Genomic DNA, 14,107 nt, shown 5'->3' with positions numbered 1-14,107 from the left:
TGGCTCGGTCGTCAGCTGGACCTTCTGACGAGAAGGCCGGTGCGGCACATTGAGAACATGACCCCCACGACCGACCTCGACACCCCCACCCCGGGCGTCGACCACGCCGCCCACCGGCCCACCACGCCCGCCCCCTCGACCGAGGCCACCTCCTCGGCTCCCTGGATCCGCCGCGCAGCCCCCGGGCTCGCCTTCTGCGCGCTCGCGACCGTCGTCGCCTACCTCCTCGCGCAGGTGGTCCCGCTCTCGCCCCTCGTGCTGTCCCTGCTCGTCGGTGCCGTCGTCGGCTCGGTGCTCGGGAGCCTGCGCCGCGCGCAGGGGGCGAGCGGCGCCATCGGGCAGACGACGCGTGCCGCGCGGTGGGCGGACGCCCTCACCACCCGGACCCAGGAAGGGACCCGGTGGACCGCGATGCGCGTCCTGCGCGCAGGCGTGGTCCTCCTGGGGCTCCAGCTCTCGCTGCCCGAGGTGCTCGCGCTCGGCTGGCGCGGCCTCGCGGTCGTGGCGCTCACGGTCGCCGTGACCTTCAGCGCGACGCTCGCCCTGGGGCGCGTGCTGCGCGTCCCGCGCGTGACGTCGCTGCTCGTCGCGACAGGGTTCTCGATCTGCGGCGCGGCCGCGATCTCGGCCATGCAGGGCGTGGTCGGGGGAGGCGACGACGACGAGTCGCGCCGCGAGGCCGACGACGCCGTGGCGACGGCCCTCGCCCTCGTGACGATCTTCGGGTCGCTCGCGATCTTCGTCCTGCCGTGGCTCGCCGGGCTGCTCGGGCTCGCCGACGACCGCGCCGGGCTCTGGATCGGGGCGAGCGTCCAGGAGGTCGCCCAGGTCGTGACCGCAGGAGGTGCGATCTCCGCCGCGGCGCTCGCGACCGCGACCGTGAGCAAGCTGGCCCGGGTCGTGCTGCTCGCGCCGCTCGTCGCGGGCGCTGGGGTGCTGCGGGCGCGTCGGGAGCGCGTGGCGCGCCCTGCGGACGTCGAGGCCGCCACGGGGGCCCGTGCGGCCCGTAGGACGCCCCCGGTGCCCCTGTTTGTCGTGGGCTTCCTCGCGGCCGTGCTGGTGCGCAGCACGGGCCTGCTGCCCGCGTCCGTCGTGGAGGTGACGACCGTGGTCACGACGTTGCTCTTCACCGCGGCGATGTTCGCGATGGGCCTCGGGGTCGACGTCGCGCACCTGGTCCGCACGGGCCGGCGCGCGCTCGTGCTCGGGACGGCCTCGGCCGCGGTCGTGACCGGAACCTCGCTCGTTGCGGTGCTGGCGCTGACCTGAGCCTCCTCGCGCACGGTGGAGGAAGCTCTGTCGACGCCGAGGCTGGGCCCGGAGCAGAGGCCCGCGCATCGGCGAGGCGGCGCCCGGACGTCCCGGGCGCCGCCTCGGCGCTCGCCCTACCGGACCGTCGCGTCCCAGCGCCAGCGGGTGCGGCGCGCGAGGCCGGGCAGCTCGCGGCGGCCCGTCGCCCACACGAGGACCTCGGCCGCGGGGAGGCCGCGCGTCGCGTCCGGCAGGTCGGGGAAGAGCCGCGTCAGCACCCGTGCGCTGAGCCCCTCGGGCAGGGAGGGGGCGACGCCCGTGAGCCCTTCGAGGATGTCGCGCCCGTGCACGAGGATCTCGACGATCCCCATGGCCGCGAACCCCTGCGGGTCCGAGAGCCCGTACGGATGGTACGCGCGGGCCGAGTCCGGGCGGGCGCCCACCTGGGCCGCGAGCAGCTCGCCGCCCGCGCGGAGCACCTCGGCCATCCCGGCCGGGCCGGCCTCGCGCTTGACGTGCGCGATCTCGTCCTCACCCTTGGGGCCGGCGAGCGGCAGGTAGTCGAGCAGGGGGAGTCCCGCGACCTGGAGCGCGTAGGCCAGGAGGTCGTCGACGACGTGCTCGGCCGTCGCCCAGCACGACCACCGCACGGGCCCCGCCTGCGCGTCGAACGCGGCGTCCGGATGGTGTGCCACGCCGTCGGCGAGCCAGCGCGCCGCGGCACGGACGTCGTCGGGCGTGACGGGAGCCGGTACGAGACGGACCGGCGAGAGGTCTGCGTCCTCGGGCTGCGCGCTCACTCGTCGACCATGCCCGCGTCGGCACCGAGGACACGGTCCGCGCGCCAGCACTCGGCCCGGTAGGGGAGGTCGATCTCGGTGAGCCCCGCGAGCGCGGGGTGCGTCGTCGCGAGGTGGTCGACGGCGTCGAGCAGCTCGTCGCGCTCGGCAGGCGGCAGCGTGAGCAGGTGGCTCCGGGTCGCGGCGAGCGTGCGCAGGCCCGCGGCGGGGAGGCGGTCCGCCCAGGGGAAGGTCGCGTGCACGAGCGGCGTGAAGGCCTGGTCGACCCCGTCGAGCGACGGCGTGCGGTGGACGGGCTCGAGCGAGTCGCCGCGGTGGATGATCTCGGTGAACTGCTCGACCCAGTCGACCGTGTGGTCGCGGACGTTCCAGACGACGCCGAGCCGCCCACCGGGGCGCAGCACGCGTGCGATCTCCGGGACGGCGGTCGCGACGTCGAACCAGTGCCAGGCCTGGGCCACGAGAACCGCGTCGACGCTCCCGTCCTCGAGCGGGATGCGCTCGGCCGTGCCGGGCAGGACGTGGGCACCGGGCACGGCGTCCTGGAGCTGGGCGCGCATGCCGTCGGAGGGCTCGACCGCGGTCACGTGGAGGCCGCGGGCGACCAGCTTCTCGGTGAGCTTGCCGGTCCCGGCCGCGAGGTCGAGCACGTGGCGGGCCCCGGTGGGCAGCATCCAGTCGATCGCGGCGTCGGGGTAGGAGGGACGGACGGCCCGGTAGTCGCCGGCGCCCGCGCCGAACGAGGATGCGCGTTCCGCGTGGGACGCGCGCGGGATGCTGGCGGACGACGGCTCGGGAGGCGCTGCGGTGCTCATGTCTTCGACGGTGCCACGTCGGGAGGGCGTGGTCCACCGTTTCCGAGCGGTTGGATGCGACGTGTCGGACGCGGCGGCGCCCGACGGCGGCACGTCCGTTCCGGACGGCGGCTCACCGCGGGGCGCGGGAGGGATCGGGCAGGGGCTGACAGGGCAGCCGAGGGCGATTTGGCCGGACCGGGACTCTCCGGTAATGTTTTCTCTCGGTGAGGCGCTCACCCGAAGCCCGGGAACGGGAAGAGGGCGCGGCGCTGATACCTCCTTGGGGTATGGTGTAATTGGCAACACAACGGTTTCTGGTACCGTCATTCTAGGTTCGAGTCCTGGTACCCCAGCGCAGAGCAAGTAGCGCATCGCGTCGGTCAAACCGGCACGAATCGTGCAGTACAGTTCTCAACGGCACGGCGCCCCTCGGGGTGACGAGCTTAGGCCCCCATCGTCTAGCGGCCTAGGACGCCGCCCTCTCACGGCGGTAACACGGGTTCAAATCCCGTTGGGGGTACGTAGTACGAGGCCTGGCCATCGTCAGATGACCGGGCCTCGATGACGCTCGATCACTCTTCGGAGTGTGAGAGCGGTCCAGGCCCCCATCGTCTAGCGGCCTAGGACGCCGCCCTCTCACGGCGGTAACACGGGTTCAAATCCCGTTGGGGGTACCAGCGCAAAGCCCGATCATCGAGAAGATGGTCGGGCTTTCGTCGTTCGTGGGCCAGGGCGGCCTGCCGAGGAGCGACCTCTCGGGGCCGCTCCTTGGCAGGGGCCGGTGGCTCAGCTCGTGCTTCTCAGGAGCCGATGACCGCCCGTCCTGCGGTGAGGTCTGTCACGCCCTCCGCGGGCTCGTCGCCGAGCAGCCAGTCCAGGGCGTCACGGGCCGTCCATGCGCCCGCGTGCCGCTCGGCGAGCCGGGAGGCACCGGCGACGTCGACCCCGAGCGTGACGAGCGGTGGCTCGACGTACCCGTCGGCGCGGGTCTGCCCCAGCCCGACGTTCGCTGCCAGCGAGTTGCACAGGCAGGACCGGCCGACGGTGTCCGCTGCATCGCCGCCCTTGCGCTCGTACATGTGGACCGGCTCGGCGGGGCACCGGTACGCGACCTTGCCGTCGTCCTTCTGCACGGGCGTGCGGAGGTAGCCCAGGTCGCACAGCCGGGGACGGGCGGCCGTGAGGCCGGCGTCGGCGAGCGTGCCGGGGAGCTGCGCGACCTTGAACGGGAACCCCGTGGGTGACGTGAGGGCCTCGGTCCGGACGTCGAGCGTCCCGTCGCGCAACCGGGCCAGGACGTCGTCGCGCAGCACGGGGTCGAGTCCCGACTCGGCCGCGAGCGCGAAAAGGCTCCCGACCTGGACGCCGGCCGCTCCCGCCTCACGGGCGGCGACGAGCGCCTCGGGCGACCCCTGCGCGCCCGCGATCCAGAAGGGAAGCCCCAGGGCCGCGACCTTCGAGAGATCGGCCTGGTCGCGGGGACCGAACACGGGCTGGCCGACCTCGTCGAGGGTCAGGCGTCCGCGGGGAGGCGCGTTGTGACCGCCTGCTGGAGGCCCCTCGACGACGAACCCGTCCGGGCGGGTGCGGTCCTCGCGCACCAGGTGCTCGGCCAGGGCATGAGCCGAGACGATCGCGAGGAACGTCGGCCGGGACACGGCCGGCAGCGACTCTCCGAGGAGCGCCTCGGGATCGAAGTCGACCGTGTGGTTGCTCCCTCCGACGACCGTCACCGGGAACTCGACGTGCTCGTGCTCGGCGAGCTGGTCGAGCAGGTGCGGGACGTCCCGGGGGATCCCGGCCCCCGTGACGACGTAGTCGGCGCCCGCGAGCATCGACCCGTAGGCCGCGGCGGGGGCCGCCATCTGGATCTTCTCGAGAAAGTTGATCCCCACGCGCCCGTCGTGCCCCTCCTTGGCGAGCCACACCTCGACGAAGCTGCCCAGGACCATGAGCTCCTGCGCGAGCCGGGTCTGACGGAGCGCGAGGCGTGGCACCGGGGCATAGGGCTGGCCCGCGCTGCGCCCCTCGGGGCGGAAGTAGCGTGAGAGGACCCGCTGCGCGAACCGGGGGACCGGGAAGGCAGCGAGGGCTCGGCGCACCGCGCCGTCGCGGTCCCCGTTCTGCAGCCTGCGCGCCAGCACCAGGTCGAGGGCCGTGCCGGACACGAGGCCGAGCTGCCCCGCGTGGGCGACCGCGGACGCGAGTCGCCAGGACGAGACCGCCATGCCCATCCCGCCCTGGATGACCCGCGGGAGCGGCGGGCACGACGACGGGACGGTCAAGGAAAGCGTGGTCACAGGTGGACCCTTCTCATGCCTGGTGCGAGCGCTGCTGCCACCGCCGAGCGGGTGGTTACTGCACCGTAGGTTGTGGGGCGGCGCGCAGCCAGGGTCCAAGGACCCGAAGGTTCGGGGACATCGACGAGACGCACCGCCGCAGTGGCGACGGTGCGGCGTCTCCCGAGGTCAGACCGGCGGCGGGGGGACCGGGGGCTCGGTGCGCCGCACGGGCGAATCGGTGCGGTGGTCGATCCGCACGAACGCCGCACGGTCCTCGTCCGAGACCTCCCAGGCCGGACCGTCCGCCTCGCCGTCGGTGCCGTCTGGGAAGTCCGCTGGAGGGGGCGGGGGGACGGGTGGTGCCATGACCGGCCGGTCGGTCCCGGCGAGGCGTGGCGCGCTCCCGCGGGGCGCCACGAAGAGGTGCCCCTGGCCGTCCTTCTGCATCGACCGCACGGCGACGGGCTGCGTCGCGGCCGCCGCCGGGTCCCGTTCCGGCCCGACGCTCGTCGGCGCCCACGCGAGGTGCGCCGAGGCCGGCGGAGGAGGTGGCGGTGGTGGGGGAGCCGGGGTCGCGGGTCCCGACGTCGGGGGACCGGGCTGCTGCTGGCCGACAGGTCCGCCGGCGCTGCCCGAGCCGTTCTGACCGTTCGCGGCGCCCGGTCCGCCTCGACCGCCCGGGATGAAGATCGTGTCGCACAGCTTGCGGTACGTCGCGTCGGGCTTGGCGACCCAGTTGATGCGGCTCATCGCCTGGTCCTGCCCCGCGGACTCGAGGATGAACTGCCCGTACCCGAGCACGCGACCCACGATCGAGCGGCTGTAGCTCATGTCGGTGACCTTGCCGAGCGGCATCATCGCGACCTTGTGCGTCACGAGCCCGAACATCAGCAGCATGCGCTTGTCGGTCGCGACGAACCACTCGTTGCGCCAGTCCAGGACCTTCCACAGCAGCCGCACCGCGACCGCGAGCCACACCCACCAGAGCATGAGGGCCCCGTCGCCCACGGTCGGCCCGGAGGCGCTCACGAGCCACGCGACGACGAGGAACGCGGCGAAGGTCGTGGCGACCGGCTCGGCGAGCTTGCCCCAGTGGGCTCGTGTGGCGAGCACGACGCGTTCGCCGGGAAGGATGTAGCGGCGCAGGTGACGCGCGCTCAGACGAGGAGGTCGCCCGGGCGCCTCCACCTCCAGCTGCTCGCGCGACATGGCGTCGACTACTCGATGAGGGACTGGACGAACTGTCCGAAGCTCGCGAACGCGCCCATGATGACGTCCCAGATCGCCTGGACGATGTCGGCGGCGCGGTCGGGGCTCTTGATGACCGCGTAGAGCAGGAAGACGATGACGACCCACATCAGGATGGTCTTGGCCTTGCCGGGCATCGTGTGGTCCTCACGTGGTCGTCGATCGGGGCGGTGGTGCTCTGCTCGACATGGTGACCAGAGCAGACCGGGCGCCGTCGGAGGCGCGCCGACGACGAGTCTAGCGTTTCGCCCGAATCGGTCGTGGGTCCCGTGTCCGGACAAGGTCGCACAGAGGGCGCGGAGCGCCGGACGGGCGCGGTCAGCCAGGCTCAGCGGCCGGTGCGAGCGTGGCGGCCAGAACCAGCCATCCCTCGTCTGTGCGCACCCAGAGCCGCGTGTAGACCAACCGCGCGGAGACCGCGGTGCCGCCCTGGACCGCCTCCACGGCGGCGACCAGCCTGGTCACTCCGCTCGCGACGTCCTCCTGGACGTCCAGCGACTCTTCCTCCAGGCGAGTGATCTGCAGCGACCCCGAGCGGTAGTTCTCCAGGTCGTCCTCCTTGGAGAAGACGGACCCGTCCGGGCCGGCGCCGACGCACCGAGGGTGCAGCAGCGCCTCCAGCGCGTCGACGTCGCCGGCGCGCTGGGCGGCTTGGAGCGCGTGCTCGGCAGCGAGAAGACTCATCACCCGAGTCTACGCACCGGGACCTGCCTCGGGGGCGGGCGCTGATGGGTGCGGCGAGGACCGGCAGGAACGCCAGTCAGGAACGCCGAGGGGCGGGCGCCTCGCGGCGCCCGCCCCTCGGTCAGGGTCGGTGGACGGTCACTCGCCGGCGCGGCGGAGGACCTCGGTCAGGCGGTTGGCCGCGGCGACGACGGAGCCCGAGTGCAGACGGCCCGGCTGGCGCGTCAGGCGCTCGACCGGTCCCGAGATCGAGACCGCGGCGACGATCCGCCCCGACGGTCCGCGCACGGGCGCCGACACCGAGGCGACCCCGAGCTCGCGCTCCGAGACGGACTGTGCCCAGCCGCGCCGTCGGACCCCCGAGAGGATCGTGGCCGTGAAGACGGCCTCGCGCAGGCCGCGGTGCAGGCGGTCCGGCTCCTCCCAGGCGAGCAGCACCTGGGCGGCCGAGCCCGCGCCCATCGTGAGGGTCGCCCCCACGGGGATAGAGTCACGGAGTCCGACCGGGCGTTCTGCCGCGGCGACGCAGATGCGATGGTCGCCCTGGCGGCGGTAGAGCTGGGCGCTCTCGCCCGTGTGGTCGCGCAGCGCCGTGAGTACCGGGTTGGCGGCGGCGAGCAGGCGGTCCTCGCCTGCTGCGGTCGCGAGCTCGTTCAGGCGCGGTCCGAGGACGAAACGGCCCTGCATGTCGCGAGCCACCATGCGGTGATGCTCGAGCGCGACAGCGAGGCGATGAGCCGTCGGACGGGCGAGTCCGGTGGCGGTGACGAGCTGGGCCAAAGTGGCTGGTCCGGACTCCAGAGCGCCCAGAACGGACGCCGCCTTGTCCAGCACGCCGACTCCGCTAGAATTGTCCATAGGTCGATATTGACGTCTCGCACAGTGAGATGCAAGTTAGCGGGTGTCGGTGTCGCCGAAGGACCGGGAAGATCACCCGGACCACGACCGAGTTGTACCCCCCGATCGTCGCCCACGGCCCCCGCGTGAGCGACCACCGCAGGACACAGGTAGGAGAAACCAACATGGCCGGCACGCTGGCGGAGAAGGTCTGGGACGCGCACCTGGTGCGACGTGGCACCGACGGGTCGCCCGACCTCCTCTACATCGATCTGCACCTCATCCACGAGGTCACCAGTCCGCAGGCCTTCGAGGGCCTGCGTCTCGCCGGCCGGCAGGTGCGCCGCACCGACCTGACGATCGCGACCGAGGACCACAACACCCCCACGCTCGACATCGACCTGCCGATCGCGGACCTCACGAGCCGCACCCAGATCGACACGCTGCGCAACAACGCCAAGGAGTTCGGCGTGCGCATCCACTCGCTCGGTGACGCGGACCAGGGCATCGTGCACCAGGTCGGTCCTCAGCTCGGGCTCACCATGCCCGGCCTGACGGTCGTGTGCGGCGACTCGCACACCTCGACCCACGGTGCGTTCGGGGCCCTCGCGTTCGGCATCGGGACCTCGGAGGTCGAGCACGTGCTCGCGACCCAGACCCTGCCGCTCGCGCCCTTCAAGACCATGGCGATCACGGTCAACGGCGAGCTGCCCCCGGGCGCGACGAGCAAGGACATCATCCTCGCGATCATCGCGAAGATCGGCACGGGTGGCGGCCAGGGCTACGTCCTGGAGTACCGCGGCGAGGCCATCCGCAAGCTGACCATGGAAGCCCGCATGACGGTCTGCAACATGTCGATCGAGGCAGGCGCGCGCGCCGGCATGATCGCTCCCGACGAGACCACGTTCGAGTACCTCAAGGGCCGTCCGCACGCGCCCGAGGGCGCCGACTGGGACGCCGCGGTCGAGTACTGGAAGACGCTCAAGACCGACGACGACGCCACGTTCGACGAGGAGGTCGTGCTCGAGGCGGCCGACCTCGAGCCGTTCATCACCTGGGGCACCAACCCCGGCCAGGGCCTGCCCCTGTCCGCGAACGTCCCCGTCCCGGCGGAGATCGCCGACGAGAACGAGCGCGTCGCCGCCGAGCGTGCGATCGAGTACATGGGCCTGACCCCGGGTGCTCCGCTGCGCGACATCGCGATCGACACGGTCTTCATCGGCTCGTGCACCAACGGCCGCATCGAGGACCTGCGCTCGGTCGCCAAGGTCGTCCAGGGCAAGAAGAAGGCCGACTCGCTGCGCGTGCTCGTCGTGCCCGCGTCGGCCCGTGTCCGCCTCCAGGCGGAGGCCGAGGGGCTCGACCAGATCTTCCTCGACTTCGGTGCCGAGTGGCGCAACGCCGGCTGTTCCATGTGCCTGGGCATGAACCCCGACCAGCTCGCCCCCGGCGAGCGCTCGGCCTCCACGTCCAACCGCAACTTCGAGGGTCGCCAGGGCAAGGGCGGACGCACCCACCTGGTCTCGCCGCTCGTCGCGGCCGCGACGGCCATCCGCGGGACGTTGTCCTCGCTGGCTGACCTGGACCTGCCGGCCGACGTCGACATCACGTCGTTCGACGGCACGCCGCTCGCGCCGCTCGACCCGCGCGTCCCGCTGCAGGTCTGACACCGGACGCGGCGCCGCCCAACCGGTGGCGCCGCACCGGCAGGCCCCCTGACGACCGACTCATCGAGGAAGCAGAAGCATCATGGAGAAGTTCACCACCCACACCGGTGTCGGTGTCCCGCTGCGCCGCAGCAACGTCGACACGGACCAGATCATCCCCGCCGTCTACCTCAAGCGCGTGACGCGCACGGGCTTCGAGGACGCGCTGTTCGCGGCATGGCGCGGGGACCCCGCATTCATCCTGAACCAGCCCGCGTACACGTCCGGCTCCGTGCTGGTCGCGGGCCCGGACTTCGGCACCGGCTCGTCCCGCGAGCACGCCGTGTGGGCCCTCAAGGACTACGGCTTCAAGGTCGTCCTGGCCTCGCGCTTCGCGGACATCTTCCGCGGCAACTCGGGCAAGCAGGGCCTCGTCGCGGGCATCGTCGCGCAGGAGGACATCGAGCTGCTGTGGAAGGTCCTCGAGACCAAGCCCGGCACCGAGGTCACGGTCGACCTGGTCGAGCGCACCGCGACGGCAGACGACGTCGTGGTCCGTTTCCAGATCGACGACTACACGCGCTGGCGCCTCATGGAGGGGCTCGACGACATCGGTCTGACGCTCCAGCACGAGGCCGACATCACGGCGTTCGAGCAGACGCGTGCGTCGTGGCGCCCCAAGACGCTGCCGGCGAAGCACCTGCCGACGGTCGACATCGAGGCGGCTCGTCCGTCCGCGTGACCTGACGGTCGCGAACGGTTCGCACGGCCCGACGGCGCCGCTCCCCTGGGTGGGGAGCGGCGCCGTCGGCGTGTGCGGGGCGAGGGCGACGGGCCGCACCGCGAAGGTGACCGGGGCCGTCGCCGAAGGTGACGGACACGCCCGCCGAGGGTGACACCTACGGGCGCGGCGGTCCCTGGCGGATCCTCGCGAGCTGCGACTCGGCGGTGACCTTGGACGGGTCCCAGCCGGCCTCGATCCACCAGGTCGCGCCCGCGGCCTCGAGCGCCCGCGCGTCCTGGGCCGCGGCGCCGAGATCGGTCGCGAAGTCCCGCTGGACCACGAGCTCGAACGGACCGGCCGACGGGTCGCGGTGCTCGGCGACCCAGGTCGCGACCTCGCGCGTCTCGTCGGGTGTGAGGGAGTCCATGCCGCGGTCGCCCCGGAGCTGGACCGTCACGCCGTCCCAACGGACTGCGCGGCTCATCGACTTCTCGCTCGGGAACACCCCCACGGGCCACACGGGGATGCGCCCGTTGACGGGCTGCGGTGAGATCGTCATCTCGCCCGTCGAGATGTGCTTCCCGTCGAACGAGAACGCCTCGCCCGACCAGGAACGCTCGAGGAAGGCCAGGACGTCGTCGAGCAGCTCGGCGCGCTCGCGCAGCGACGTGAGCTGGCCGGGGACGGCGCTGAAGCCCGCGTCGTCGAGCACCCCGACCCCGGCGGGCAGCACGAGCCGCCCGCCCGAGAGGTGGTCGACCGTCAATGCCTGGCGCGCGAGCTCCCACGGGCGCCGACGAGGCAGCGCGAACACGAGCGCTCCCAGCGTCACGCGCTCGGTCTGGACGGCTGCCGCGGCGAGGATGCCCCACGGGTCGTAGCCCTCCATGCCGGGCAGGCTGATGCCGTCCCACGTGAAGTAGCCGTCCCAGCCGTGCTCCTCGGCCTCGCGGGCCATGGAGACCAGCTCTGCTGCGGAACCGAAGCTCCCGACGAACCCGAACTTCAAGCCCATGACGTCCTCCTGCGACTCGTTGGCGGTCCTCCCACGGTAGGACCGGCCACCCACACGCGTCGCGGGCGAGACGACGAAGGCCTGCTCGTCCGCGACGTCGCGGGCGAGCAGGCCTTCGGACGTCGTCAGAGGATCAGTGGTGCGCCTTCTTGCGGGGGATGAAGTGCACGACCGTGACGACGACCGCACCCACGATGGTGCCGACGATCGCCGAGCCCAGGGTGTCGACGAGCCACGTCAGCACACCGCCGACGACCGGGACACCGTGTACGCCCGACTCGAGGAAGTGCAGCAGGTCGTACGGGCCGTGCCAGCCGAGGTCGTACGTGCCCTGCAGCAGGATGTGCCCACCGACCCACAGCATCGCCACCACGCCGACGGTCGAGATGACCGCCATGACGCGCGGCATCGCGGTCACGAGGCCGCGGCCGAACGACTGGACCCACCCCGTGCGCTGCCGGGCGAGGTGCAGGCCGATGTCGTCCATCTTCACGATCAGGCCGACGATCCCGTAGACGAGGACCGTGATGAGCAGCGCGACGACCACGAGGATGATCGCGCGCGACCAGAACGCCTCGTCGGCGACCTCGTTGAGCGCGATGACCATGATCTCCGCGCTGAGGATGAAGTCGGTGCGCACCGCGCTCGACACGACCCGGTCCTCGTCGACGGCCTTCTTCGCGGCCGCGTCGTCGATCGCCTTCGTGTGCTTGCCCGAGATCATCTCCCAGAGCTTCTCGGCTCCCTCGTACGCGAGGTACGTCCCGCCGACCATGAGCAGCGGGGTCAGGAGCCACGGCAGGAACTGGCTGAGCAGCAGCGCCGCCGGGAGGATGAACAGGAGCTTGTTGCGCAGCGAGCCCAGGGCGATGCGCTTGACGACCGGGATCTCGCGCTTCGCGGCCAGACCCTCGACGTAGCGGGGCGTGACCGCGGTGTCGTCGATCACGACGCCGGTCGCCTTGACGCTCGCGCGCCCCGCGGCGGCACCGATGTCGTCGATGGACGCTGCTGCCAGCTTGGCGAATGCTGCGATGTCGTCCAGCAGTGCTACGAGTCCGACGGACATGAGGTCTCCACGAGGCCCGTGTCGCCGCCCACGAGCCCTTGAGGTCGGGATCCGACGCGGCTGTAGCGCATCGTAACGACTCGGGCGGTGCGCCGTCGCGGTGCGTCCGCGCGAGAGCCCGCCGGCATCGTCGACAGTGACCCGGCCCCGTGCCCTGGTGACGTGTGACGCGATCGGTCGCACCGCCGTCGGGCAGACGATCTAGGCTGGTCCACATGGCTAACCACTACGACGTCGTCGTCCTCGGCGCGGGCCCCGGCGGCTACGTCGCCGCCATCCGCGCGGCCCAGCTCGGCCAGTCCGTCGCGATCATCGAGGAGAAGTACTGGGGCGGTGTGTGCCTCAACGTCGGGTGCATCCCCTCCAAGGCGCTCCTGCGCAACGCGGAGCTCGCCCACCTGTTCACGCACCAGGCCGACTTCTTCGGCATGACGGGTGACGTGTCGTTCGACTTCGGCAAGGCGTTCGACCGCAGCCGCGACGTCGCCGACGGCCGCGTCAAGGGCGTGCACTTCCTCATGAAGAAGAACAAGATCACCGAGTACGACGGGCGCGGCACGTTCCGCGACGCGAACACGATCGACGTCGCGCTGTCCTCGGGTCAGACCGAGACCGTGACGTTCGCGAACGTGATCATCGCCACGGGCTCGAAGGTCCGCCTGCTGCCGGGCGTCGAGCTGAGCGAGAACGTCGTCACGTACGAGAAGCAGATCCTGACGCGCGAGCTGCCGCGCTCGATCGCGATCGTCGGGGCCGGCGCGATCGGCATGGAGTTCGCGTACGTGCTGAAGAACTACGGCGTCGACGTGACGATCATCGAGTTCCTCGACCGTGCGCTGCCCAACGAGGACATCGAGGTCTCCAAGGAGATCGCCAAGCAGTACAAGAAGCTCGGCGTGAACATCCTGACGTCGACCGCGGTGCAGACCGTCACTGACAGGGGAGCTGGTGGCGTCGTCGTCTCCTACAAGGGCGTCAAGGACGACAAGCCCGGCTCGATCGAGGTCGACAAGGTCCTCATGGCCGTGGGCTTCGCGCCCAACGTCGAGGGCTTCGGCCTCGAGAACACGGGCGTCGCGTTGACCGACCGCGGCGCGATCGCGATCGACGACGTCATGCGCACCAACGTGCCCCACATCTACGCGATCGGTGACGTCACCGCGAAGCTCATGCTCGCGCACGTCGCCGAGGCGCAGGGAGTCGTCGCGTCCGAGACCATCGGCGGCGCCGAGACCATGACGCTGGGCGACTACCGCATGATGCCGCGCGCGACGTTCTGCCAGCCGCAGATCGCGAGCTTCGGCCTCACCGAGCAGCAGGCCCGCGACGAGGGCTACGACGTCAAGGTCTCCAAGTTCCCCTTCACGGCCAACGGCAAGGCGCACGGCCTGGGCGAGCCCACGGGCTTCGTCAAGCTCGTCGCCGACGCCCGCTACGGCGAGCTCCTCGGCGGCCACCTGATCGGCCCCGACGCGTCCGAGCTTCTGCCCGAGCTCACGCTCGCGCAGAAGTGGGACCTCACGGCGTCCGAGCTGGGGCGCAACGTGCACACGCACCCGACGCTGTCGGAGGCCGTGCAGGAGGCTATTCACGGGCTCGCGGGGCACATGATCAACTTCTGATCTGGTTGGTGGCCGGTCAGAGCGGATGTGCCACAACAGAGGCCCGGACCTGCGAGTCTTAGCAGGTCCGGGCCATGCTCAGAGAGGTCATTCTGCGACGTCCTCCGACTGGCTGGCGGAACGGAGATCGGC

At 71.7% G+C, this 14,107-nt stretch carries 13 protein-coding genes and 3 tRNA genes; 7 read left to right on the top strand and 9 right to left on the bottom strand.

Going from position 1 to position 14,107, the window contains the following annotated elements:
• Positions 1 to 57: 57 nt before the first annotated feature.
• Entirely contained in the window at positions 58 to 1,269 is a 1,212-nt protein-coding gene (locus tag ASE15_RS07090) for a YeiH family protein (RefSeq protein WP_056762428.1), read from the top strand.
• Between the two features lie 116 nt (positions 1,270 to 1,385).
• On the opposite strand, the gene ASE15_RS07085 is transcribed toward ASE15_RS07090, so the two are convergent.
• Together ASE15_RS07085 and ASE15_RS07080 are read right to left on the bottom strand one after the other, a co-directional pair.
• Positions 1,386 to 2,051: a hypothetical protein gene (locus ASE15_RS07085; protein ID WP_056762426.1), complete on the bottom strand. Its 666-nt coding sequence runs from the start codon at positions 2,049 to 2,051 to the stop codon at positions 1,386 to 1,388.
• The gene (locus ASE15_RS07080) at positions 2,048 to 2,866 is read right to left on the bottom strand and encodes a class I SAM-dependent methyltransferase (protein WP_200960520.1); all 819 of its coding nucleotides are present in this window, start codon (positions 2,864 to 2,866) and stop codon (positions 2,048 to 2,050) included. The genes ASE15_RS07085 and ASE15_RS07080 overlap by 4 nt, the downstream gene beginning before the upstream one ends.
• 263 nt (positions 2,867 to 3,129) lie before the next feature.
• Between ASE15_RS07080 and ASE15_RS07075 the strand changes: the two genes are divergently transcribed.
• The 3 genes from ASE15_RS07075 to ASE15_RS07065 all read left to right on the top strand — a co-directional run bounded on the left by ASE15_RS07075 (position 3,130) and on the right by ASE15_RS07065 (position 3,525).
• Positions 3,130 to 3,201, top strand: a tRNA-Gln gene (locus ASE15_RS07075).
• 94 nt (positions 3,202 to 3,295) lie between these two features.
• Positions 3,296 to 3,368, top strand: a tRNA-Glu gene (locus ASE15_RS07070).
• Between the two features lie 81 nt (positions 3,369 to 3,449).
• Positions 3,450 to 3,525 (top strand) — tRNA-Glu (locus tag ASE15_RS07065).
• A gap of 123 nt (positions 3,526 to 3,648) precedes the next feature.
• Here the strand turns inward: ASE15_RS07065 and ASE15_RS07060 are convergent.
• The 5 genes from ASE15_RS07060 to ASE15_RS07045 all read right to left on the bottom strand — a co-directional run bounded on the left by ASE15_RS07060 (position 3,649) and on the right by ASE15_RS07045 (position 7,920).
• A complete protein-coding gene (locus ASE15_RS07060; protein ID WP_200960519.1) occupies positions 3,649 to 5,148 on the bottom strand; it encodes a nitronate monooxygenase in 1,500 nt (499 codons plus the stop codon).
• Between the two features lie 168 nt (positions 5,149 to 5,316).
• Positions 5,317 to 6,339 (bottom strand): PH domain-containing protein, encoded by a 1,023-nt coding sequence (locus ASE15_RS20780; RefSeq protein ID WP_157277166.1) that lies wholly within the window; start codon positions 6,337 to 6,339, stop codon positions 5,317 to 5,319.
• Positions 6,340 to 6,347: 8 nt separating this feature from the next.
• The gene (locus ASE15_RS21155; protein ID WP_169834240.1) at positions 6,348 to 6,515 is read right to left on the bottom strand and encodes a hypothetical protein; all 168 of its coding nucleotides are present in this window, start codon (positions 6,513 to 6,515) and stop codon (positions 6,348 to 6,350) included.
• Positions 6,516 to 6,696: 181 nt separating this feature from the next.
• Entirely contained in the window at positions 6,697 to 7,062 is a 366-nt protein-coding gene (locus tag ASE15_RS07050; RefSeq protein ID WP_056762700.1) for a nuclear transport factor 2 family protein, read from the bottom strand.
• Positions 7,063 to 7,200: 138 nt separating this feature from the next.
• Positions 7,201 to 7,920, bottom strand: a complete 720-nt coding sequence (locus ASE15_RS07045; RefSeq protein WP_030150819.1) for an IclR family transcriptional regulator — start codon at positions 7,918 to 7,920, stop codon at positions 7,201 to 7,203.
• 164 nt (positions 7,921 to 8,084) lie between these two features.
• On the opposite strand from ASE15_RS07045, the gene leuC reads away from it, so the two are divergent.
• Together leuC and leuD are read left to right on the top strand one after the other, a co-directional pair.
• The gene (gene leuC, locus ASE15_RS07040; protein ID WP_056648171.1) at positions 8,085 to 9,566 is read left to right on the top strand and encodes a 3-isopropylmalate dehydratase large subunit; all 1,482 of its coding nucleotides are present in this window, start codon (positions 8,085 to 8,087) and stop codon (positions 9,564 to 9,566) included.
• A gap of 82 nt (positions 9,567 to 9,648) precedes the next feature.
• Complete coding sequence (leuD, locus tag ASE15_RS07035; RefSeq protein WP_056762421.1) at positions 9,649 to 10,287, top strand: 3-isopropylmalate dehydratase small subunit; 639 nt, start codon at positions 9,649 to 9,651, stop codon at positions 10,285 to 10,287.
• A gap of 157 nt (positions 10,288 to 10,444) precedes the next feature.
• On the opposite strand, the gene ASE15_RS07030 is transcribed toward leuD, so the two are convergent.
• Complete coding sequence (locus ASE15_RS07030; protein WP_082618313.1) at positions 10,445 to 11,284, bottom strand: LLM class flavin-dependent oxidoreductase; 840 nt, start codon at positions 11,282 to 11,284, stop codon at positions 10,445 to 10,447.
• A 133-nt stretch (positions 11,285 to 11,417) separates the two neighbouring features.
• Positions 11,418 to 12,353, bottom strand: a complete 936-nt coding sequence (locus tag ASE15_RS07025; protein ID WP_056648165.1) for a DUF808 domain-containing protein — start codon at positions 12,351 to 12,353, stop codon at positions 11,418 to 11,420.
• 215 nt (positions 12,354 to 12,568) lie between these two features.
• Between ASE15_RS07025 and lpdA the strand changes: the two genes are divergently transcribed.
• Complete coding sequence (gene lpdA / locus ASE15_RS07020) at positions 12,569 to 13,975, top strand: dihydrolipoyl dehydrogenase (RefSeq protein WP_056762419.1); 1,407 nt, start codon at positions 12,569 to 12,571, stop codon at positions 13,973 to 13,975.
• Positions 13,976 to 14,107: the final 132 nt, after the last annotated feature.

The sequence above is a fragment of the Oerskovia sp. Root22 genome, from assembly GCF_001429135.1.
GTDB lineage: Bacteria > Actinomycetota > Actinomycetes > Actinomycetales > Cellulomonadaceae > Oerskovia > Oerskovia enterophila.
This window is presented reverse-complemented; position numbering and strand designations above follow the sequence as displayed.

Bases quoted from the DNA above. Each gene is read 5' to 3' on its own strand.
- ASE15_RS07045 (WP_030150819.1), bottom strand. From the start codon at position 7,920: ATGGACAATTCTAGCGGAGTCGGCGTGCTGGACAAGGCGGCGTCCGTT.
- ASE15_RS07080 (WP_200960520.1), bottom strand. From the start codon at position 2,866: ATGAGCACCGCAGCGCCTCCCGAGCCGTCGTCCGCCAGCATCCCGCGC.
- ASE15_RS07050 (WP_056762700.1), bottom strand. From the start codon at position 7,062: ATGAGTCTTCTCGCTGCCGAGCACGCGCTCCAAGCCGCCCAGCGCGCC.
- ASE15_RS21155 (WP_169834240.1), bottom strand. From the start codon at position 6,515: ATGCCCGGCAAGGCCAAGACCATCCTGATGTGGGTCGTCATCGTCTTC.
- leuC (WP_056648171.1), top strand. From the start codon at position 8,085: ATGGCCGGCACGCTGGCGGAGAAGGTCTGGGACGCGCACCTGGTGCGA.
- ASE15_RS20780 (WP_157277166.1), bottom strand. From the start codon at position 6,339: ATGTCGCGCGAGCAGCTGGAGGTGGAGGCGCCCGGGCGACCTCCTCGT.
- lpdA (WP_056762419.1), top strand. From the start codon at position 12,569: ATGGCTAACCACTACGACGTCGTCGTCCTCGGCGCGGGCCCCGGCGGC.
- leuD (WP_056762421.1), top strand. From the start codon at position 9,649: ATGGAGAAGTTCACCACCCACACCGGTGTCGGTGTCCCGCTGCGCCGC.
- ASE15_RS07025 (WP_056648165.1), bottom strand. From the start codon at position 12,353: ATGTCCGTCGGACTCGTAGCACTGCTGGACGACATCGCAGCATTCGCC.
- ASE15_RS07030 (WP_082618313.1), bottom strand. From the start codon at position 11,284: ATGGGCTTGAAGTTCGGGTTCGTCGGGAGCTTCGGTTCCGCAGCAGAG.
- ASE15_RS07090 (WP_056762428.1), top strand. From the start codon at position 58: ATGACCCCCACGACCGACCTCGACACCCCCACCCCGGGCGTCGACCAC.